20 protein-coding genes are annotated in these 19,301 nt (G+C 68.6%); 13 read left to right on the forward strand and 7 right to left on the reverse strand.

The window, feature by feature from the left end; all coding sequences use genetic code 11:
* Nucleotides 1-495: 495 nt before the first annotated feature.
* Entirely contained in the window at nt 496-1,362 is an 867-nt protein-coding gene (locus EXE42_RS03955) for a proline dehydrogenase family protein (RefSeq protein ID WP_092921622.1), read from the reverse strand.
* Between the two features lie 181 nt (nt 1,363-1,543).
* Between EXE42_RS03955 and EXE42_RS03960 the strand changes: the two genes are divergently transcribed.
* Genes EXE42_RS03960 through EXE42_RS03985 form a run of 6 tightly spaced genes read left to right on the forward strand, consistent with a single transcriptional unit; the run spans nt 1,544 to nt 7,482 of the window.
* Nucleotides 1,544-2,833, forward strand: coding sequence for an ABC transporter substrate-binding protein (locus EXE42_RS03960; RefSeq protein ID WP_092921620.1), 1,290 nt, complete (start codon nt 1,544-1,546; stop codon nt 2,831-2,833).
* A gap of 9 nt (nt 2,834-2,842) precedes the next feature.
* Nucleotides 2,843-3,802, forward strand: a complete 960-nt coding sequence (locus EXE42_RS03965; RefSeq protein ID WP_092921618.1) for a branched-chain amino acid ABC transporter permease — start codon at nt 2,843-2,845, stop codon at nt 3,800-3,802.
* Nucleotides 3,799-4,980: a branched-chain amino acid ABC transporter permease gene (locus EXE42_RS03970; protein ID WP_092921616.1), complete on the forward strand. Its 1,182-nt coding sequence runs from the start codon at nt 3,799-3,801 to the stop codon at nt 4,978-4,980. Before EXE42_RS03965 ends, EXE42_RS03970 begins: the two co-directional genes overlap by 4 nt.
* Nucleotides 4,973-5,755 (forward strand): ABC transporter ATP-binding protein, encoded by a 783-nt coding sequence (locus EXE42_RS03975; RefSeq protein ID WP_137693711.1) that lies wholly within the window; start codon nt 4,973-4,975, stop codon nt 5,753-5,755. Before EXE42_RS03970 ends, EXE42_RS03975 begins: the two co-directional genes overlap by 8 nt.
* Nucleotides 5,752-6,516, forward strand: coding sequence for an ABC transporter ATP-binding protein (locus tag EXE42_RS03980; protein ID WP_174549001.1), 765 nt, complete (start codon nt 5,752-5,754; stop codon nt 6,514-6,516). The genes EXE42_RS03975 and EXE42_RS03980 overlap by 4 nt, the downstream gene beginning before the upstream one ends.
* 33 nt (nt 6,517-6,549) lie before the next feature.
* Nucleotides 6,550-7,482, forward strand: a complete 933-nt coding sequence (locus EXE42_RS03985) for a DMT family transporter (protein ID WP_137705940.1) — start codon at nt 6,550-6,552, stop codon at nt 7,480-7,482.
* Between the two features lie 25 nt (nt 7,483-7,507).
* Here the strand turns inward: EXE42_RS03985 and EXE42_RS03990 are convergent, their stop codons facing one another.
* On the reverse strand, nt 7,508-8,305 hold the full coding sequence (locus EXE42_RS03990) for an RIO1 family regulatory kinase/ATPase (RefSeq protein ID WP_092921612.1): 798 nt from the start codon (nt 8,303-8,305) through the stop codon (nt 7,508-7,510).
* 112 nt (nt 8,306-8,417) lie between these two features.
* Here EXE42_RS03990 and EXE42_RS03995 point away from each other — a divergent pair, with 112 nt between their 5' ends.
* Nucleotides 8,418-9,566 (forward strand): acyl-CoA dehydrogenase family protein, encoded by a 1,149-nt coding sequence (locus tag EXE42_RS03995; RefSeq protein ID WP_137705941.1) that lies wholly within the window; start codon nt 8,418-8,420, stop codon nt 9,564-9,566.
* A 29-nt stretch (nt 9,567-9,595) separates the two neighbouring features.
* Here the strand turns inward: EXE42_RS03995 and EXE42_RS04000 are convergent, their stop codons facing one another.
* Entirely contained in the window at nt 9,596-10,186 is a 591-nt protein-coding gene (locus EXE42_RS04000; protein ID WP_137705942.1) for a hypothetical protein, read from the reverse strand.
* A gap of 146 nt (nt 10,187-10,332) precedes the next feature.
* On the opposite strand from EXE42_RS04000, the gene EXE42_RS04005 reads away from it, so the two are divergent.
* Nucleotides 10,333-10,869: a halocyanin domain-containing protein gene (locus EXE42_RS04005; RefSeq protein ID WP_092921606.1), complete on the forward strand. Its 537-nt coding sequence runs from the start codon at nt 10,333-10,335 to the stop codon at nt 10,867-10,869.
* 55 nt (nt 10,870-10,924) lie between these two features.
* Here the strand turns inward: EXE42_RS04005 and EXE42_RS04010 are convergent, their stop codons facing one another.
* Nucleotides 10,925-11,443: a hypothetical protein gene (locus EXE42_RS04010; RefSeq protein ID WP_092923203.1), complete on the reverse strand. Its 519-nt coding sequence runs from the start codon at nt 11,441-11,443 to the stop codon at nt 10,925-10,927.
* 155 nt (nt 11,444-11,598) lie between these two features.
* Here EXE42_RS04010 and EXE42_RS04015 point away from each other — a divergent pair, with 155 nt between their 5' ends.
* The gene (locus tag EXE42_RS04015) at nt 11,599-11,874 is read left to right on the forward strand and encodes a cytochrome C oxidase subunit IV family protein (protein ID WP_092921604.1); all 276 of its coding nucleotides are present in this window, start codon (nt 11,599-11,601) and stop codon (nt 11,872-11,874) included.
* Between the two features lie 184 nt (nt 11,875-12,058).
* The gene (gene tenA / locus EXE42_RS04020; RefSeq protein WP_137705943.1) at nt 12,059-12,718 is read left to right on the forward strand and encodes a thiaminase II; all 660 of its coding nucleotides are present in this window, start codon (nt 12,059-12,061) and stop codon (nt 12,716-12,718) included.
* Between the two features lie 56 nt (nt 12,719-12,774).
* On the opposite strand, the gene EXE42_RS04025 is transcribed toward tenA, so the two are convergent.
* On the reverse strand, nt 12,775-14,262 hold the full coding sequence (locus tag EXE42_RS04025; RefSeq protein ID WP_137693717.1) for an aldehyde dehydrogenase family protein: 1,488 nt from the start codon (nt 14,260-14,262) through the stop codon (nt 12,775-12,777).
* Nucleotides 14,263-14,407: 145 nt separating this feature from the next.
* Here EXE42_RS04025 and EXE42_RS04030 point away from each other — a divergent pair, with 145 nt between their 5' ends.
* On the forward strand, nt 14,408-15,370 hold the full coding sequence (locus tag EXE42_RS04030; RefSeq protein ID WP_092921598.1) for a helix-turn-helix transcriptional regulator: 963 nt from the start codon (nt 14,408-14,410) through the stop codon (nt 15,368-15,370).
* 461 nt (nt 15,371-15,831) lie between these two features.
* Here EXE42_RS04030 and sod read toward each other — a convergent pair whose 3' ends face one another.
* The gene (gene sod / locus EXE42_RS04035) at nt 15,832-16,431 is read right to left on the reverse strand and encodes a superoxide dismutase (RefSeq protein WP_137705944.1); all 600 of its coding nucleotides are present in this window, start codon (nt 16,429-16,431) and stop codon (nt 15,832-15,834) included.
* A 202-nt stretch (nt 16,432-16,633) separates the two neighbouring features.
* On the opposite strand from sod, the gene EXE42_RS04040 reads away from it, so the two are divergent.
* Nucleotides 16,634-17,401, forward strand: a complete 768-nt coding sequence (locus tag EXE42_RS04040) for a pirin family protein (RefSeq protein WP_137705945.1) — start codon at nt 16,634-16,636, stop codon at nt 17,399-17,401.
* A gap of 88 nt (nt 17,402-17,489) precedes the next feature.
* Entirely contained in the window at nt 17,490-18,239 is a 750-nt protein-coding gene (locus EXE42_RS04045; RefSeq protein WP_137705946.1) for a GNAT family N-acetyltransferase, read from the forward strand.
* Nucleotides 18,240-18,278: 39 nt separating this feature from the next.
* Here the strand turns inward: EXE42_RS04045 and EXE42_RS04050 are convergent, their stop codons facing one another.
* Entirely contained in the window at nt 18,279-19,271 is a 993-nt protein-coding gene (locus tag EXE42_RS04050) for an NAD-dependent epimerase/dehydratase family protein (protein ID WP_137705947.1), read from the reverse strand.
* Between the last annotated feature and the right edge of the window lie 30 nt (nt 19,272-19,301).

Below are 19,301 nucleotides of genomic sequence, written 5' to 3' on the forward strand. Positions count from 1 at the left end.
CGCGAGGGAGTCGGGCGCGACGAGGGCGACCGAAGGGAGCCCGAAGGACGCGCCCGACGAGGTTGGGGAGGGATGAGGCTGCGGTGCTGTGCGGTCGGGTGGGACTCAAAGGGGCAGCCGCGAGGCGGGCGCACGCTCGCTGTCGTTCGAGACGCCGAGGGCGTCTCGTGACGAGAGAGCTTTGCTCTCTCGAACCACGCTCCTCATTCGGTCGCTACCGCTCCCTCCCTGCGGTGCTTGCGTCGCCTGCGCCCGCCTCGCGGCTGGGGCTTTGGAGGTACTCGCCACCGATCTGCTGGTAGCTATTTATAAATAAGCCGTTGAGGCTTTGGAGGTACTCTCCGCCGATCTACTGTCAGTTATTTATAGGCGAGCGGCTGGGGCTTTGGCGGTGTCCGTTGTCGATCCATCAATCACTTATAAACAGTTGACCGCAACACCACGCTCTGATTGATAAATCGTAACGCCCGATCGCCGGTCTCTGACCCAGTTCGTTCAGCTCCCGACGACCGCGCGCAGCGCGAACAGCGCGTTCGACTTGCGCTCCCGGATCCGCCGGTAGAAGTAGGAGAACCACTTGGAGCCGTACGGGATGTACTGGTAGACCGTCACGTCGTCTTCGGCGGCGAGTTCGAACTGCGCCGACTCCCGGACGCCGGTCAGCATCTGTACTTCGTAGGGGGTCCCGTGTTCGGCGTACAGCTCCGTCGCGTACTCTATCATCGCGGGGTCGTGGCTCCCGACGGCGACGCCGTCGTCGAACGCCTCGAACATGTAGGCGAGGCAGTTGCGGTACGACTCGTCGACTCGCGCCTTCTTTTTATAAGAGATCTCGGCCGGCTCGTCGTACGCGCCCTTGACGAGTCGGACCTTCCCCGGGAGGTCGGCGAGCCGTTCGAGGTCCTCGCGGGTCCGCTTCAGGTTCGCCTGCACGCAGACGCCGACGTTGCCGTCCGTCTCGACCGCGTGCCGTTCGAACGCGTCGAGCGTCACGTCGGTGGTCTCGTGGTCCTCCATGTCGATCCAGACGAACGTGCCCGTCCCGTCGGACCCGGTCGCCGCCGGGGCGTTGGCCGCCTCGACGATGCGCGCGAGGTTCTCTTCGAAGACGTCGTCGCCGACGTCGAGGCCGATCTGGCTCGATTTGACGGAGACGCAGGCGTCGACGCCGCGCTCCGCGATCGCCTCGACGAGGTCGACGTACGCGTCGGCGTCGGCGTCGGCGGGGGGCCGTTCCTCGTAGTGTTCGCCGAGCAGGTTCAGGATGCCGGCCACGCCGCGGTCGTTAAGCCCCTCGACGTGAGCGAGCGCCGCCTCCGGCGTCTCGCCGGCGACAAAGTTGCTCGCGATGGGCGGTATCATACGATCACCGCGGATCCGAAGCGGTATATATTGGTACCCGACCAATTGTTCCGAAAATACATTTCTGTATAAAATGTATTCACTGCCACTACCCGCTGATTCACCGATCTGTCCCGCTCGTCCCGACCATGGACGGGCCGGGGTTGAGGTAGCCGAATGTGCTCGGGACTATCGGAAACATATGTCACGAGATACCACGGACACGACGGACCGGCGAACGCTGCTGAAGCTGACCGGCGGTGCGGGGCTCGTCGGACTGTCGGGCTGTCTCAGTACGACCGACGACGGGGGCGAGGGCGGCGAGGGCGGCGAGGGCGGCGAGGGCGGCGAGGGCGGCGACGGGGGAGACTCGACCGAGGCCTACGAGATCGGGATGGTCGACTCCCAGACCGGGTCGCTGTCGGCGTTCGGCGAGCGGAACCAGCGCGGCGTCAACCTCGCCCTCTCGCGCGTCAACGAGATCGGCATCAACGGGCGAGACCTCGACATCGTCGTCGAGGACTCCGAGAGCGAGAACCAGGGCGGGATCGCGGCCGCCCAGAAGCTCGTCAATCAGGACGGCGTGCCGTTCCTGATCGGCGCGGTCGGCTCTGGCGTCTCGCTGGCCATCTACGAGAGCGTCATCGAGGGGACCGACGTCGTTCAGCTGAGTCAGAACTCCACCGGACTCAACCTCACAGAATTCCCGGGACTGCTCCGGATGTCGCCGTCGGGACGGAGCCAGTCGCTCGCGCTCTCGAACCTCATCACCGACGACGGCTACGACGAGGTGGCGATCACCTACGTCAACAACGACTACGGCCAGAGCCTCACGGACGCGTTCGTCGACGCGTACGACGGCGAGGTCGTCTACAACACGCCCCACGACCAGGACCAGCAGTCGTACTCCAGCGTCATCTCGGAGATGAACAGCTCCGGCGCCGACGCGTGGCTGTTCATCACCTACCAGGCCGAATTCGCGACGATGGTCAACGAGGTGTACTCCTCGGGGTACGAGGCGCAGTTCTACGGCGCCGACTCCGTCTCCGGCGACAACGTCTTGGAGAACACCCCCGAGGGGAGCATTGAGGGGATGAAGATCGTCGTTCCGTCCGCGCCCGTCGAGGAGGAGAACTACCAGTCGTTCGCGGACGCCTTCGAGTCCGAGTACGGCCGGCAGCCGACCTCGTGGGCGGCGTACGCGTACGACTGCGTGATAAACGCCGCGCTCGCGATTCAGGCCGCCGACGAGTTCTCCGGCGCGGCGCTTCAGGACACCGTCCGGCGCGTCTCCGGTCCGGAGGGCGAGGAAGTGACCTCGTTCGAGGCCGCCAGCCAGATCCTCGCGGACGGCGGCGGCCCGGACGACGTCGACTACCAGGGGGTCAGCGGCCCCATCAACTTCGACGAGAACGGGGACCCGGTCGGCTTCCTTCAGGTCCTGGAGGTCCAGGACCACGCGTACGAAGGCATCGACTTCATCGAAGGCTAATTCCGACCGATGACCGTCCTCGGATACCTGGCCAACGGGTTGGTGTTCAGCAGCATCATCGTCCTCGGCAGCATCGGGCTGTCGCTGGTGTACAGCATCGCGGACTTCGCGAACTTCGCGCACGGCGACACGATGACGATCGGCGCGTACTCGGCGCTCGTGACCTTCGGCGCCGTCGGCGGGCTCGGCGGCGCGGTGTTGGGGCTCCCGTACGGCTTCTTCCTGGCCCTGATCGTCGGGATCGCCGTGGCCGCGGTCGTGGCGGTCGCCACCGAGAAGCTCATCTACGAGCCGCTCGACGTCGACTCGATCGGCCTGCTGATCACGTCGATCGGGATCGCGTTCATCTACCGCGCGGTGATCCAGATCCGGTTCGGCTCCGACTTCACTCGGTTCGACGTCCGGCCGCTGCGGCCGATCGAGGCCCTGGTACCGTACGGCGTCCGGATAACGCTCCACGACGTCGCGATATTCGGATCGGCGGTGGCGCTCGTCGTCGGGCTCCACGTCCTGCTCCAGTACACCGACCTCGGTCGGAAGATGCGCGCGATGGCGGACAACCCCGACCTCGCGCGGGTCAGCGGTATCCGGACGAAGCGGGTCAAGCTCTGGACGTGGGTCATCGGCGCCGGGCTCGCCGGCGCGGGCGGCGTGTTCCTCGGGCTCTTCAACCAGCTCGCGCCCCGGATGGGCTTTAACCTGCTGCTGGTGATATTCGCGGCGGTGATCCTCGGCGGGATAGGCTCCGTCTACGGCGCGATGGCGGGCGGGTTCCTCATCGGCATGATAAATCAGCTAACGCCGTTCTTCTCCAACGTGGTCGAGGCGCTACCGATCCGTCCGAACTGGCTCGCGACACTGATCGAGAACCTGGTCACCATCGAGTACGCGAACGCGATCGCGTTCGTGATCATGGTCGTCGTGCTGTTGGTCCGCCCCAACGGGATCGCCGGGGAGGGTGCGACATGAGTCTCCTCGACGACCCGAAAGCGGCGTTCGCCGACCTGACCCGCCCGGAGTGGTGGGTGCTCGGCGTCAGCGTCGCGTTCCTGCTGTTCCTCTTCGTCGCGATGCTCACCGGCGGGCTCAGCCCGACGTACTTCCTGTTCCTCGTCGGACTGGCGGGGATGTACGCGCTGTTGTCCTTCGGCCTGAACGCCCAGTGGGGGTTCACGGGCCTGATCAACTTCAGCGTCGCCGCGTTCTTCGGCATCGGCGCGTACGGCACTGCGCTGATGACCGCGAGCGGCTCGCCGATAGCGGGGGGGTTCAACCCCCTCGTCGGGCTCGCCGTCGCGCTCGTCGTCGCGTTCGTGCTGGCGCTGCTGATCGGTATCCCGACGCTCCGGCTCCGGGCCGACTACCTCGCCATCGCGTCGCTCGGACTCGCGGAGGTCGTGCGGCTGATCGTACTCAACGAGCGGTGGCTGACGAACGGCAGCGCGGGCCTTCGCGGTATCCCCGGATTCTTCGTCGGGTGGCCGGTGCTCTCGACGTTCCCCGAAGCGATGCCGGGACTCCGGTTGGAGGTAGTACCCGGGTCGCCGGTGTTCCTCGAAACGCCGTTCTGGCAGGCGTCGCTGAACGGCCTGTTGGTGGTGGCGTTCGCGGGGGGCGCGTACCTCGTACTCAGGCGTGCGCACCGGTCGCCGTGGGGGCGCGTGTTGCGCACGATCCGCTCCGACGAGGACCTCGCGCGGGCGCTGGGCAAGAACACCTACTCGTTCAAGATGCAGTCGTTCGTCCTCGGCAGCCTGATCATGGCGCTGGCCGGCGTGTTCTACGCGCATCTGAATCTCTACGTCGGGCCGGGCGACCTGGACCCGATCACGACGTTCTACGCGTGGGTCGCGGTAATCCTCGGCGGCAGCGGCTCCAACCGCGGGGCGCTGTTCGGCGGTGTCGTCATCGTCACGATCCGCGAGGGGACGCGCTTCCTGAACGACGTGGCGCTCCCGATAGACCCCGCGCCGCTACGGCTGCTGTTGATCGGCGTCGTCATCGTCGCCGTCATGCGCTACCGGCCTCAGGGGGTCCTTCCGCCGCAGCGGGAGCTGATCTGGCCGAGCGCCGTCGACGGGGGCGGAACGCCCGAGACGCCGGACAGCGGCGTCCGCGAGCGCAAGGGAGGTGGCGGCGATGAGTGACGCCGACACCGAGAACGTCGTCCTCCGCGTCGACGACCTCCAGAAGTCGTTCGGCGGGCTCGCGGCGACCGACCACGCCACCTTCGACGTCGAGCGCGGGACGATCACTGGCCTCATCGGTCCGAACGGGGCCGGCAAGTCGACCATCTTCAACCTCATCTCCGGGTTCTACGAGCCGGACGGGGGGACGGTCGAGGTGAACGGGACGGACGTGACCGGCATGGAGCCGTACGAGGTCGCCGAGCGCGGCCTCGTCAGGACGTTCCAGACGCCCCGGAAGCTGGAGGGGATGACGGTGCGCGAGGCGATGCTGGTCGGGCCGCGGAAGCAGCCCGGCGAGTCGTTCCTCACGCTGTTCACCTCGCCCGGCACGGTCGCCGAGAGCGAGTCGGCCAACCTCGCCGAGGCGGAGCGGATCTTGGCGGAGTTCGAGATCGACCACCTCGCGACCCAGCCCGCCACCGACATCTCCGGCGGGCAGATGAAGCTCGTCGAGCTCGCGCGGGCGATGCTCGCCGAGCCGGAGGTGCTGCTGCTCGACGAGCCCGTGGCGGGGGTGAACCCGACGCTGGCGAAGAAGCTCAAAGAACAGATCCGGCGGCTCAACGAGCAGGGGACGACGTTCCTGCTCATCGAACACGACATGGAGTTCGTGATGGACTTGGCGGACCCGATCGTCGTCTTAGATCAGGGACACGTCCTCACCGAGGGGCCGCCGCACTCGGTCCGCAACGACCAGCGCGTCATCGACGCGTACCTCGGAGGCGGCGCATGAGCGACGGAATGACGGACGACACGACCGGGGCCGCGGACGGGCCTCACGGCGGAACCGATCCCGTGCTCTCGCTGTCGGGCGTCGACAGCGGGTACGGCGAGGTACAGGTGCTCGACGACTGCTCGGTCCGGCTCGATCCGGGCGAGATCGTCTGTCTGGTCGGCCCGAACGGCGCCGGCAAGTCGACGGTCCTCAAGACCGCGTTCGGGATGTTGACCCCGTGGACGGGGACCGTGGAGTACCACGGCCGCGACATCGGCGGGATGGCGCCCGAGGAGATCGTCCGCGAGGGGATCGGCTACGTCCCCCAGACCGACAACGTGTTCGGCTCGCTGACGATCGACGAGAACCTCCGGATGGGCGGCGTCGCCCGCGACGGGGGGCTCGAAGAGGTGATCGAGACGCTGTACGACCGGTTCCCGATCATCGACGAGAAGCGCGGCTCGAAGGCGAAGACGCTCTCCGGCGGCCAGCGCCAGGTGCTCGCGTTCGCCCGCGCCCTGGTGATGGAGCCCGACGTGCTGCTCATCGACGAGCCCTCCGCGGGGCTCGCCCCCAACACGGCCGACGACGTGTTCGAGGACGTCCGGGAGGTCAACGACATGGACACGGCGATCCTCATGGTCGAGCAGAACGTGACGAAGGGGCTCGGCATCTCCGACCGCGGCTACGTCCTCGATCAGGGGACCGTCCGGTTCGAGGGGACGCCGGAGGAGCTGCTGAACGACGAGGAGGTCTCCCAGCTGTACCTGGGCGGCTGAGTCCTCTCCCGGCTCGCCTCCCGATTCCACTCAATGCCCACGTTCGGACGGTACGCGTTCGCCCTCGCGCCCCTCGCAGCCGCGGCGCTGTGGGGCGGGATGTACGTCGTCAGCAAGTGGGGGTTCGCGCTGATCCCGCCGGTGACGCTCGGGTTCCTCCGGGTCACGCTGGGCGCCGGGGCGCTCTGGCTCGTCGTCGCCGGCCGCGGCGACGCCGCGCCGTCGCGCGAGGAGTGGCCGACGTTCGCGGCGCTCGGCGGCTGGGTGACCCTGACGGTCGCCACGCAGTTCGTCGGCACGGAGCTGACGAACGCCAGCCAGGGCTCGCTTTTGACCGTCCTCACCCCGGTGTTCACCGTCGCGCTGGGGGCGCTCGCGCTCGGAGAGCGCGTCACGCCGGCGAAGGCGGGAGGGATGACGCTCGCGGGCGTCGGCACGGCGGTCGTCCTCGCCGGGCGGTACGAGCTCGCGTCGGTCGCCGCCGGCAACCTCCTCGGCGTGGCGCTGCTGCTCATCGCGAGCGCGGCGTGGGCCGGGTACACGGTCTGGGGGCTCCGCGCGGTCAGGCGACACGGGGCGCTCCGCGCGGCGACGTACTCCTCGCTTGCGAGCGTCCCGATGCTCGGAGCCCTCGCGGCCGGCGAGCTGTGGTATCTCGGCCGATCGCCGACCGAACTCCCGCTCACCGTCGAGTCGGCGGCCGCCGTGTCGTACCTCGGACTCGCGTCGACGGCGGCGGCGTGGTTCCTCTGGTACAAGGGACTGGAGTACGTCTCCGCCGGGACGGTCGCCGCGTTCTTCTTCGCACAGCCCGTCGTCGGCGCGGCGCTCGGGGCCGCGCTGCTCGGGGAGTCGCTCGGCCCGGGCTTCCTCGCCGGCGGCGCGCTGATGGCCGTCGGCATCTGGATCGTCAGCCGCGAGCGCGCGGGTCCCGTCGACGGACCGGCGGACTCGACCGGGGACTGAGACGGGTATCGGCGGCGAGGAACCCCTACGCCGTGCGCTTCTCGAGTTCGCCCGTCAGCGTCGCAGCGTCGAAGTCGTGGTCCGGGCGGATCGCGACGAAGTCGAGGAACCGGCGCGCCGCGAGGAGTTCGTCGGGTGAGTAGCTCGTCAGCGCGGCCTCGATCGCGTCGGCCGCGCCGATCAGCGGCTCCAGCGCCGCGAGCGCGCTCGCGAGGTCGTAGGCGCGGGCCGCCTCGCGCCCGTCCTCGCTCACGCGGGTCGCGTCGATGACGTAGAGCTCGCCGTCCGCAACGAGGACGTTCTCGGCCCGGAGGTCGCCGTGGGTGAGCCCGGCGTCGTGGACCGTCCGGAGCGTGGCGAAGAGATCGGGCGCCAGCCCGGCGACGGTCTCCGCGTCGAGCTCGCCGAGGGTGCGGAACTCGGGGAGGTACTCTAAAACGAGCACGCCGAGGCCGTCGACCTCGAACGCCTCGATCGGCTCGGGCGCGTTGACTCCGAGCTCGCGGACTCGCCGCGTCGCCTCCAGCTCGTGGCGCGCCATCTCGTACGGGGTCTCGTGGCGTTCGAAGAAGCCCTCCGTGCCGGCCGAGAACGCCCCGAGATTCCGCCCCGTCGTGAACAGCGCGTGGACGAGCGTGTTCTGTCGCGTGATCACCTTCACGAAGAGGTCGTCGTCGACGACCATCGGTGTCGACAGCCAGTTGTCGGCGTCGAGGAACCGCACGCGGGTCTCGTCGCGATCGTATCGGTCCGCCAGCTCGCGCGCGACCCGCTCGATGTCGGGCCAGTCGACGCGACCGCGGACGAGCTGCCGGAACTCCATACCGGCAGAACGCGGCGACGCCTCATAAGTCGTCGGCTCGCGGTCGACCCCGACAACACGGACTGTCACGGACGTTCGCATCGTTTATGCCCGCGGGTCGCAATTCTTGCCCATGGACTTCGAGGTACCCGCCGAACACCGGATGATACGCGACACCGTCCGGGAGTTCTGCGAGAAGGAGATCGCCCCCATCGCGCAGGAGATCGAGGACGAACACCGGTTCCCCGAGGAGGTGTTCGAGTCGCTCGCGGAGCTCGACATGATGGGCGTCCCGGTCTCGGAGGAGTACGGCGGCCTCGGCGGCGACCAGCTCATGTACTCGCTCGTCACGGAAGAGATCGGCCGCGTCTCCGGCGGGATCGGCCTCTCGTACGCCGCCCACACCTCGCTGGGCGCGAAGCCGATCGACCTGTTCGGCACCGACGCACAGAAGGAGCGGTGGCTCCGGCCGCTCGCGGAGGGCGAGGGGATCGGCGCGTGGGCGCTCACGGAGCCGGGCAGCGGCTCCGACGCCTCCGACATGGACACGACGGCCGAGTACGACGCCGACGCGGGCGAGTACGTGCTCAACGGCACCAAGCAGTTCATCACGAACGCGAACGTCGCGAACTCGATCCTCGTGAAGGCCGTCACGGACCCCGAGGCCGGCTACGACGGCATCTCGACGTTCATCGTCGACCCGGAGAACGACGACGGCTTCGAGGTGACGACCGTCTGGGACAAGATGGGACTCAACTCCTCGCCGACCTGTGAGATCCAGCTGGACGACGTGCGGATCCCGGACGACCGGCTGCTCGGCGAGGCGGGCGAGGGGTGGACACAGACGATGAAGACGCTCGACGGCGGGCGGATCTCCATCGCCGCGCTCTCGGTGGGCCTCGCGCAGGGCGCCTACGAGGCCGCGAAGGAGTACGCGGGCGAGCGCGAGCAGTTCGAGAAGCCGATCGCGAAGTTCGACGCGGTCCGCGACAAGATCGTCCACATGCACCGCCAGACCGAGCGTGCCCGACTGCTGACCCATCGGGCGGCCGCGAAGTACGACGCGGGCGAGTCGGTCACCCGGGAGTCGGCGCTGGCGAAGCTCGACGCCAGCGAGGCGGCCCGCGAGGTCGCCGAGGAGGCGGTCCAGACGCTCGGCGGCTACGGCTACACGACCGACTTCGCCCCGCAGCGGTTCTACCGCGACGCGAAGCTGATGGAGATCGGCGAGGGGACGAGCGAGATCCAACACGTCGTCATCGGCCGCGAACTGGGGCTGTAAACGGATTCGAGACGGCTTGATCGACCGTCTCAGGGGAACTCGACGAGGTCGTCGTCGACGGCGCGCAGGCTCTCGGCGAGCCGCGAGCCGTCCGGCACCGCACGCTTGAACGGCGCCGAGCCGAACTCCGCGTCGCCGTTGACGGAGACGAGGCCGAGGGCGGCCGGACCGCCGTCCAGCCCCGTCAGGAACGCGACGGTGCTGACCGCGGGCACGTCGCCGGCCCGCGAGTCCGAGTCGACCGAGCCGTACAGCGTGCGGTTCGTCGCGACGTGGTGGACGCAGGTGGGCGTCGGCGCGAAGCAGAGCAGGTAGCGCGCGCCCGGTTCGACCCGGCCGAGCTTGGGGCGGAGCGCGTGGCGCTCGTCGGCGTGGAAGTACCGCTCCATCCGTCGGTACTGCCGGAGGACCTCGTTCGCGCCGGTGGCGCGCCGGACGGCGGCGTCGGCCTTGAGTTCGATCACGCGGTCGACCGGCTCCGGCGTCCGCGTCCGGATGAACAGGTCGACGACGCCCTCCCGCCCGTCGGCGTCGTACGGCTCCTCGAGCCGGATCGCCGGGTCGTCGGCCGTCGTCTCGTAGTGCTCGACGAGCCGGGTCGCCAGCGCGTCTTCGCGCATTGGTCGCCGGGAGGGTCCGGAGCGCGATAAACCCGCCCCTCCCGACCGGTCCGGCGGCTCGTCGAGCGGACCGATTTCCCCCGTCGCGTTCCCGCGAACCGAGAGCCATCACGGGGTTTGTAAGGCTCCAACCCCTACGATCGGTGATGTCTGATAAACTGTCCAGACGGCGGTATCTCGCCGGCACCGGCGCCGCGCTGACCATCGGAACGCTCGCCGGCTGTTCGGGCGGCGGCGACGGGTCGAGCGGCGGCGGCGGTGACGGTTCCGGCGGCGGAAGCGGGGGAGACGGCGGAGGCGGCACCGCCGTCGACGACGTGCCGGCCGAGATCGACGAGTACCTTGCCGACGCCCGCCTGTACGAGGGCACCATCACCGACTTCACCGGGGAGGACGAGGTGACCGTTCAGGTCGGCGCCGGGGACGTCGGGTTCGCCTTCTCGCCGCCGGCGATCCGCATCACCTCCAGCACGACCGTCGTTTGGGAGTGGACCGGACAGGGCGGCGCGCACAACGTGGCCTCGGTCGAGGCGTCCGAGTCCGACTTCAACAGCGGCAGCGCCGTCTCCGAGGAGGGGCACACCTTCGAGCAGTCGTTCGACAACACCGGGATCCAACTGTACCAGTGTACGCCCCATCAGGCGAACGGGATGCTCGGCGCGATCGAAGTCGTCGAGGCCTGAACGGCTCGCGTCGGACGGTTCGGAGGCGAACGGGGATTTTTCCAGTGAACCGCTCTCAGGAGAGGAACGGCCAGCGAACGTCGACGATCCGGTCGCGTTCGCTGGTGACCGTCGGCCGCGCGAGGTGGTCGTTGGCGTTGGCGCCGACCTCGGCGAGCCGCGACAGGGCCTCTTCGAGCGTGCGGTCCGAGCGCGCCACGGCGGAATCCCGTTCGTACGGGGCGTCGATCGGGTTCGCCCGGGAGTTCGAGATCGCGATCGCGTCGGTGAGGTCGCCGCCGATCGCGTGCGGCGGCTGGTGGAAGTGCCAGTCGTCGATCGTGAGGAACAGCCACACGTCGCCGTTGATGGCGTGGTACTCGCCGGTGACTCGGTCGGCGTCGTAGGAGACGACCCGCGAGAGGACGGCGGTCTTGAGGCGATAGAGCGCGTCCTTCCGCGCCGAGCGGACGTTGCTCTCGGTGACGTCGCCGCGCTCGTAGGCCGCGGTGGCCTCGTCGGCGAACTGCTTGGCGACCTTGTTGACGACGTACAGCGATTCGAGCAGGTCGTCGGTCGGTTCGAGCGGAGTCACGGCGGATACCGGTCGTGTACTGCGACCGAGCGTCGCTCCGGTCGTCGCGCTCATAGTCGTTTCGGGATCGAAACCCCGGCCAGCCCCGCTCGGCGGCGACGCCCGAGACCCCGGATGGTTAATTCTTTAAGCGCAGGGACGAACGTGGAGGTACGATGGCGCACGACTCCGTGAAAATGTATACGGCGATATACGTCGCCCTCTTGGTGGCGGCGACGCTGAACTTCCTCCTCTTCGAGTCGACCTTCGTCGAGTTCACGTACGCCCAAGCGGTCGGCGGCACGCTGGCGATCGCGACGGTCAAGACGCTGCTCATCGTCGCGTACTTCCAGCACCTCCGGTGGGAGAACCGCTCGCTGACCTACCTGATGGGCCTCGCGCTCGCCCTCACCATGCTGCTGATGGCGGCCGCGACGTACTCGATCTCGTAACGCCGCCCGCGGCGGTCGATTCCCGCTGCCGACCCCCCTTCGTCCAAGCGCCTCGTTTTCCGCGTCCCGAGCGACCGCGTCTCCTCCCGTTCGCCCGACCCGCTATCGACATCGATCTCCCGCCAGCTTATTACTTAGTGATATTAGTTAGTTATAACACGCCGCGGAACGAGGCCCCGACGAGATGGACTTCAGCGACCGACTCCTCGATGCCGGATCGGCCATCTGGGACGCACAGAAGGAGCATCCCTTCGTCGTCGAGCTCGCCGAGGGCAGCCTCGACGAGGCGCCGTTCCGTCACTGGGTGAAACAGGACTACCGATACCTGCTCGACTACGCGCGCGTCTTCGCGCTCGCCGGGACGAAGGCGGACGACGAGGAGACGGCACGGCGGCTCATCGGCACGGCGCACGCCACGCTCGCCGACGAGATGGACCTTCACCGCTCGTTCGCCGCCGACTACGGGCTTTCGCCGGCGGACCTGGAGTCCGTCGAGAAGGCGCCGACCTGCGCCGCCTACACCGACTTCCTCGTGCGAACGGCCCACGAGGGGTCGATCGCGGAGATCGCGGCCGCGGTCTACCCGTGCGGACAGGGGTACCTCGACGTCGCCGACCACATGGCGTCGCTCGCGGCCGAGGAGCACCGGTACACCCCGTTCATCGAGAAGTACACGAGCGACGAGTTCCGCGAGACGGTCGGATGGATGCGCGAGCTCGTCGACCGCTACGGCGAGGCGTACCCGGGCGAGCGCGACGCGATGCGGGCGGCGTTCCTCCGGAGCGCCCGCCTCGAACACGCGTTCTGGGAGATGTGTTACACCGAGGAGGAGTGGAGCGTCTAAGGCGACGAGCCGACCGAGGCGTCTCGGTCAGCGGCCGCGCAGCGGGTGAGACCCGCTCAGAACGGGTATTCGCGCGGCTCGTGCTGGATCGAGATCCACTTCGTCTCGGTGATCTCGTCGAGGAAGGCGTCGCTGTTGTAGTGGCCGACGCCGGAGGCGCCGACCCCGCTGAACGGGACGTGCGCCTCGTCGTTGATCGGCTGGTCGTTGATATGGACGTTGCCGGTCTCCATGCGGTCGGCTATCTCCTTCGCCGTGCCGAGGTCGCCGGAGTGGACCGCGCCCGAGAGCCCGTACTCCGTGTCGTTAGCTATCTCGACCGCCTCGTCGACATCCGAGAACGGGATCACCGGGGCGATCGGGCCGAAGTGCTCGTTCGCCGCCGCGGGCATGTCGTTCGTCACGCCCGAGAGGACGGTCGGCGCGACGACGAGCGAGTCCTCGACGCCGTCGACGTCGACCGTGTGGCCCCCCGTCTCCAGCGTCGCGCCCGCGGCGACCGTCTCGTCGACGTAGCCGAGCATCTCGTCGCGCTGCGACTCGTCGATGATCGGGCCGACGATCGTCTCGGGGTCGTGGACGCCGCCGGTCGGGAGCGACTCGGCGCGGTCGACGAGGCCGGCGACGTACTCGTCGTAGATATCCTCGTGGACGACGTGACGGTTGATCGAGATACACACCTGCCCCTGGTGGACGAAGGAGCCGAACGCGGCGGCGTCGAGCGCGCGGTCGAGGTCGGCGTCCGCGGTGACGACGTGCGCGTTGTTACCGCCGAGCTCCATCGCCGGGACGGCGAGGTTCTCGCCGGCGAGGCCCGCGACGTGTTTGCCCACTTCCGTCGAGCCCGTGAACGCGACGACGTCGCTCTCGGGGTGGCTCGCGACGCGGTCGCCGATCTCGGAGCCGCGCCCGGTGACGACGTTCACGACGCCCCCGGGGAGGTCGGTCTCCTCGAACAGCTTGGCGAACAGCAGCCCGCCGGTGATCGGGGAGTTCGTCGAGGGCTTGAGGACGACCGCGTTCCCGGCCGCGATGGCGGGCGCGACCGCCCGCATCGAGAGGTTCAGGGGGAAGTTCCACGGCGAGATCACCGTGACGACGCCCTTCGGGCCGACCTGAAGCTGGTTCTCCTTGCCGGGGATGTTGGAGGCGGCGTGTTCGCCCTTCATCCGGCGGGGGAGCGTGGCGGCCTCGGCCGCGTGATCGCCCGCGATCTGGATCGACGTCTCGCCCATGATGGTCGAGCCGCCGACCTCGTACGCCAGCAGCTCGATGATCTCGTCGGCGTGGGCGTCGAGCGCCTCGTGGAACTGCTCGACGACCTCCTGTCGGTGCGCGGGCGGCCGCTCGCCCCACGTCTCCTGCGCCTCGGCGGCGGCCTCGTAGGCCGCGTCCACGTCCGCCTCCGTCGCGGCGGCCACCTCGGTCACCGCCTCGCGGGTGGAGGGGTCCTCGACGGCGATGGTCTCGCCGCTCTCGCTCGCCCGCCACTCGCCGTCGACGTAAAGCTCGTCCCACGCCGCGTCGATCGATAGGTCACTCATTGCGTTTTACCAAACGGTAGAAACAGTGAAAAGGGGACAGATAGCGGAGATGCCCACCGGATCGGAATCTCCGGCCGACCGGGGGAACCGCGGATATGACGGCCGCTCCAACAGACTTTACCGCCTGGTAAACAATGGGTGACGCATGAGTCAGTTCGACCGGTCCGGCGGCGTCGCCCCCGACGAGGAGCGGACGGACCGAACCGACGGCGTCGACGCCTCGGTCGCGGCCCCGCGAACCGAGTCGCGGATCCCGCCGTCCGAGGTGTTCGCCACCCTCGGCAACGAGACGCGGGTCGAGGTCCTCCACGCGCTGCTCGAGCTCGGCGGCGACGAGTCGCCCGTGAGCTTCACCGACCTCTTCGAGCGGGTCGACGCGGCGGACAGCGCGAACTTCAGCTACCACCTCGACCAGCTCACCGGCCACTTCGTCCGGCGGCGAGACGACGGCTACGAGTTCCGCGCGCCCGGGCGGAAGGTCGTGAGCGCCATCTTCACCGGCACGCTGACGGAGCGGGCGCAGCTGGGCTTCTTCCCGGCCGAGGGGTCGTGTCACGCCTGCGGGGGCGACCTCCACGCGTGGTACGTCGACGACACCCTCTCCGTCGGCTGCGCCGACTGCGGCGCGATCCAGGTGAGCTACCCGTTCCCGGCGGGCGCGCTCGACGGCCGCTCGACCGACGACCTGCTGGACGCCTTCGGCCACTACGTCCGGCACCACTACTGCCTGGCCGCGGACGGCGTCTGCCCCGAGTGTACCGGGACGGTCGAGACCGACCTCGTGCGCACCCCTGACGAGGAGGACCAGGAGGTCGCCGTCGAGCACGCCTGCCGGCGCTGTAGCTACGACCTCCGATCCACCGTCGGTCTCCTGCTGCTCGACGACGCGGACGTCCTCCGGTTCCACGCGGACCGCGGCGTCGACCCGAGCTCAGCGCCGTTCTGGACGTTCGACTGGTGCGTGAGCGACGCCGCGACGACGGTCGTCTCCGAGGAGCCGCTCCGCGTTCGCCTGACGATCTCCTGCGCGGGCGACGAGATGCGCGTGGGCGTCGACGAGACCGGAACGGTCGTCGAGACCGACGCACCCGACCTCGACGCGCGGTGACCGCCCGAATCCCGACGACCGCCGCTCGACGACTGCGGACAGCGACGATCATTTATAAAAGAAGGTGCGGTGGCGCGTACCTGCGAGGCCGCCTCGCGGCCGAGCCGCGAGGGACCGGAGGTCCCTCTGGAAGCCGGCGCGAAGCGCCGGCGACAGCACCGCGCGAGGGAGTGGGCCGGTCGGAGCGAAGGGGAGACCGACCGACGAGGCTGGGGAGGCGTGAGGTGCGGTCGCGGTGCTGTGCGGGTGGGGCTTTGGAGGTGTTCACCGCCGGTCGCCAGTTTATCATTTATAAGCGAACAACCGTTTCGGACGGGAGAGTCTCCGGAGCTCCGACGTTCCATAGCCGAGAAGGGAGAGAAATCGCCGCCGAGACCCCCACAGTATCGCTCCGTCGCCGGCGGCGGGCGCACGGAGCGCGGAAACGTCACCTCAGACCAATCGCGCGGTCGACTACCCAATTACTCGAAGAGCTCGACGGCCTGCTCGTAACGGCTGGACGGCTCGTCCCAGTCGACGACTTCGAAGAAGTTGTCGACGAACTCGCCGCGGGCCGGGCCGTAGTCGTGGTAGTAGGAGTGCTCCCAGACGTCGAGCGCGAGGATCGGGTGGCCGCCCCAGATCGCGCCCTGGTCGTGCTTGTCGACCACGACGTTGCGGAGCTGGTTCGAGAACGTGTCGTACACCAGCAGCGCCCAGCCGCTGGCCGCTGAGGCCGCGGCCTCGAACTCGCCCTTCCAGGCGTCGTACGAGCCGAAGTCCTCTGCGATGCGGTCCGCGAGCGCGCCCTCGGGCTCGTCGCCGCCCGCCGGCGACATGTTCTGCCAGAACAGGTCGTGGAGGATGTGGCCCGAGGAGTTGTGGGTCACGTTCCGGATGGCCCCGCCGGACGAAGAGAAGTCGCCCGCCTCGCGGTTCTCTTCGAGCGTCTCTTCGGCCGAGTTCCAGCCGTTGACGTACCCCTGATGGTGGGTGTCGTGATGCCATTCGAGCACCTGCTCGGAAATATGGGGTTCCAGCGCGTCGTAATCGTACGGCAGCGGATCGAGTTCGTAGCTCATTGTTGCGTCCCAGTGTACTCGCGGCAGCGGTAAGAAGATTCTCTGTAGCGGATTCCAGTAAATTATCTGTTTTTTCAGTAGTACCCAAATAACGACCTTTTCAGGCTACTGAGCGAGATATCTAAAAATACAGTACAGAATTTGACTTTTTCTCGGTTCCGTAATCGTGATGCTTATCGGCTGTGGTCGGCTCCGTTCGGACGTGACTGAAAACGAGTCGAGCGCGACCCGGACGGCGCCCCTCCCGGGCCAGACCGTCCGCCACGGCACCGGGGTGAACTCGAACCGGGCCTTCCCGACCGAGGCGCACCCGCAACACCTCGACCCCTTCGTCCTCTTCGAGCGGTTCTACATCGAACCGGACCAGGGGTTCCCGATGCATCCGCACCGCGGATTCGAGATCGTCTCCTACATGATCGAGGGCGGCATGGACCACGAGGACAGCCTCGGAGTGACGAACACCGCTCGCGAGAACGAGGCGATGCACATCACGACCGGCGGCGGGATCCGGCACTCGGAGTTCCCGGCCGACGGCGCGGGCTGTAACGGACTTCAACTGTGGGTGAACCTCCCCCGCGAGGACAAGCAGATGGACCCGGACTACTCGGACGCCGCGGCCGACGACCTCCCGACCGAAGCGGTCGACGGCGCGACGGTCACCACGGTCGTCGGGGACGGGTCCCCGCTCTCGACGCACACGCCGCTGGAGTACCTCGACGTCGAGGTCACCGACTCGTGGCGCTGGTCGGTCCCGGACGGGTGGACCGGCTTCCTCTACGCCGTCGACGGAGTGGGGACGGTAGAGGTCGGGGAGACGAGCGACGGCGACGCGTTCACCGAAGGCGACGTGCTTCCGGTGACGGAGACTGAGACGGTCGGCGTCGCTACGGAGGACTCTCTCCGGGCGGTTGCGGTCTCGGGACGGCCACACGGGGAACCGATCGACCAGCGCGGCCCGTTCGTGCGCTAGGGTTCGACGACCCGCCGAGAGGGCCCCGTCGTCGCCGGCGGTGCGGGATCCGACCGAGTTTTTTGTAGTCGGAGCGGAATTTGCTCACATGGACCTACGCGCCGCAACCGCCGAAGACATCGACGCGGTCCGATCGGTCGCCCGGGAATCGCTCGTGGCGTCGTACGGACACGCCGTCGACGAGGGACTGTTGGACGAGGCCGTCGAGGAGTGGTACGACGCCGGCGACCTCGGCGACGACGTCACCGACGACGACGCGGTGTTCCCCGTCGCCCTCGTCGACGGGGTCGTCGTCGGGTTCGCGGAGAGCTACGTCGTCGGGCGACGCGAGCGCGTCGGCGAGATCGACTGGCTCCACGTCCACCCCGACCACAGGGGGTCCGGTATCGGCTCCGCGCTGCTCGAGCGCGTCGAGTCCGCGCTCCGCTCGGCCGACGTCGACCGTATCGAGGCCCGCGTGCTCGCCGACAACGAGGCGGGAACGGAGTTCTACGAGCGCGAGGGATACGAACTCGCCGGCGAGCGCGGCGTCGACATCGGCGGCGAGAGCTTCGCGGAACTGGAGTACCGGAAGCAGATCGGGCGCCTCACGGGCATCTCCGAGGCGACCTACGAGACCGAGGACGGCGAGACCGTCCACGTCGCGTTCGACGAGAGCGACCGCGGCTCCCAGGCCCCGTTCTACGTCGCGTACGCCGACCCGGACCACGAGCGCCGGTACGGCTACCTCTGTGGCGAGTGCGAGGGCACCGACATCGCGATAGACACCATGGACCGGATGGAGTGTCGCGACTGCGGGAACCGGCGGAAGCCGGCGCGGTGGGACGCCGCGTACTGACCGCGGCTCGACCCGCGGGGCGGGGAGATGCCTCCCGCCTCAGAGCGTCTCCTTCACGCCGATGACGCGCTCTTCGGCCTCGCGGCCGGGGTCCCGCTCGCTCCCGTCGCGGTCGGACTCGCGGTGCTCTTCGACCGTCCGTGCCATCGCCTCGTCGACCGAGGTCGACTCCCAGCCGAGGTCCGCGAGCGCACAGGTGTCGAGCAGGTGCGGGTACTCGCGGTAGAGGGGGAAGTCGCCGGCGTCGAGTCCGCCGGCCGCGAGCGCGTCGTCGCTCGCGGTGACGACCTCGCAGTCGACGCCCGCGGCGTCGGCGACCGTCTCCACCGTTTCCCGAAGGGTGATTGCGCGCCGGTCGCCGACGTTGTACGCCGCGCCCGGCTCGCCGCGCTCGGCGACGATCCGCAGCGCGCTCGCGACGTCCTCGACGTACGCCCGGTGCCAGAGGTTCTGCCCGTCGCCGGGGACGACCACGCGGTCGTGCGTGAGCACGCGGTCGATCCAGTAGTCGAGCCGCTCCGTGTAGTCGTGCGGCCCGTAGACGATACACGGGCGGACGGCCATCGCGGAAACCCCCGCCTCGGCGGCCGCGAACACCGCGCGGTCGCCCTCGGCCTTCCGGTTGCCGTACGTCTCGTGAGAGTCGTCGGTCGCCTGCTCGTCGGTACACGGCTCAAGCGGGGTCTCGCCCTCGCGCTTGGGGATCTCCTCGGCGGCGTAGCTGGACCCCGACGAGATGTACACGTAGCCGCCGACGTCGGCGAAGACCTCGGTCGCGGTCTCCACGTCGGCCGGCTGGTAGGCGACGCAGTCGATCACGACGTCCGGTTCGACCGACAGCTTCGCCGCGCGCAGCGCGGTCTCGTCCTTCCGGTCGCCCTCGACTCGGGTCACGCGGTCGTCGTCCGCGAAGGGGTCCTCGTGGTTCCCCCGGTTGAATATCGCGACCTCGTAGTCGTGCGCCAGCAGTTCCGCGACGGTGTGGCGGCCGATGAATCGCGTGCCGCCGACGACGAGCGCCGTGTCTGTCATACGCGGGATCGGACGAGCGAGGTGAAAAGC

Source organism: Halorubrum sp. SP3 (assembly GCF_005435195.1).
Lineage (GTDB): Archaea > Halobacteriota > Halobacteria > Halobacteriales > Haloferacaceae > Halorubrum > Halorubrum sodomense.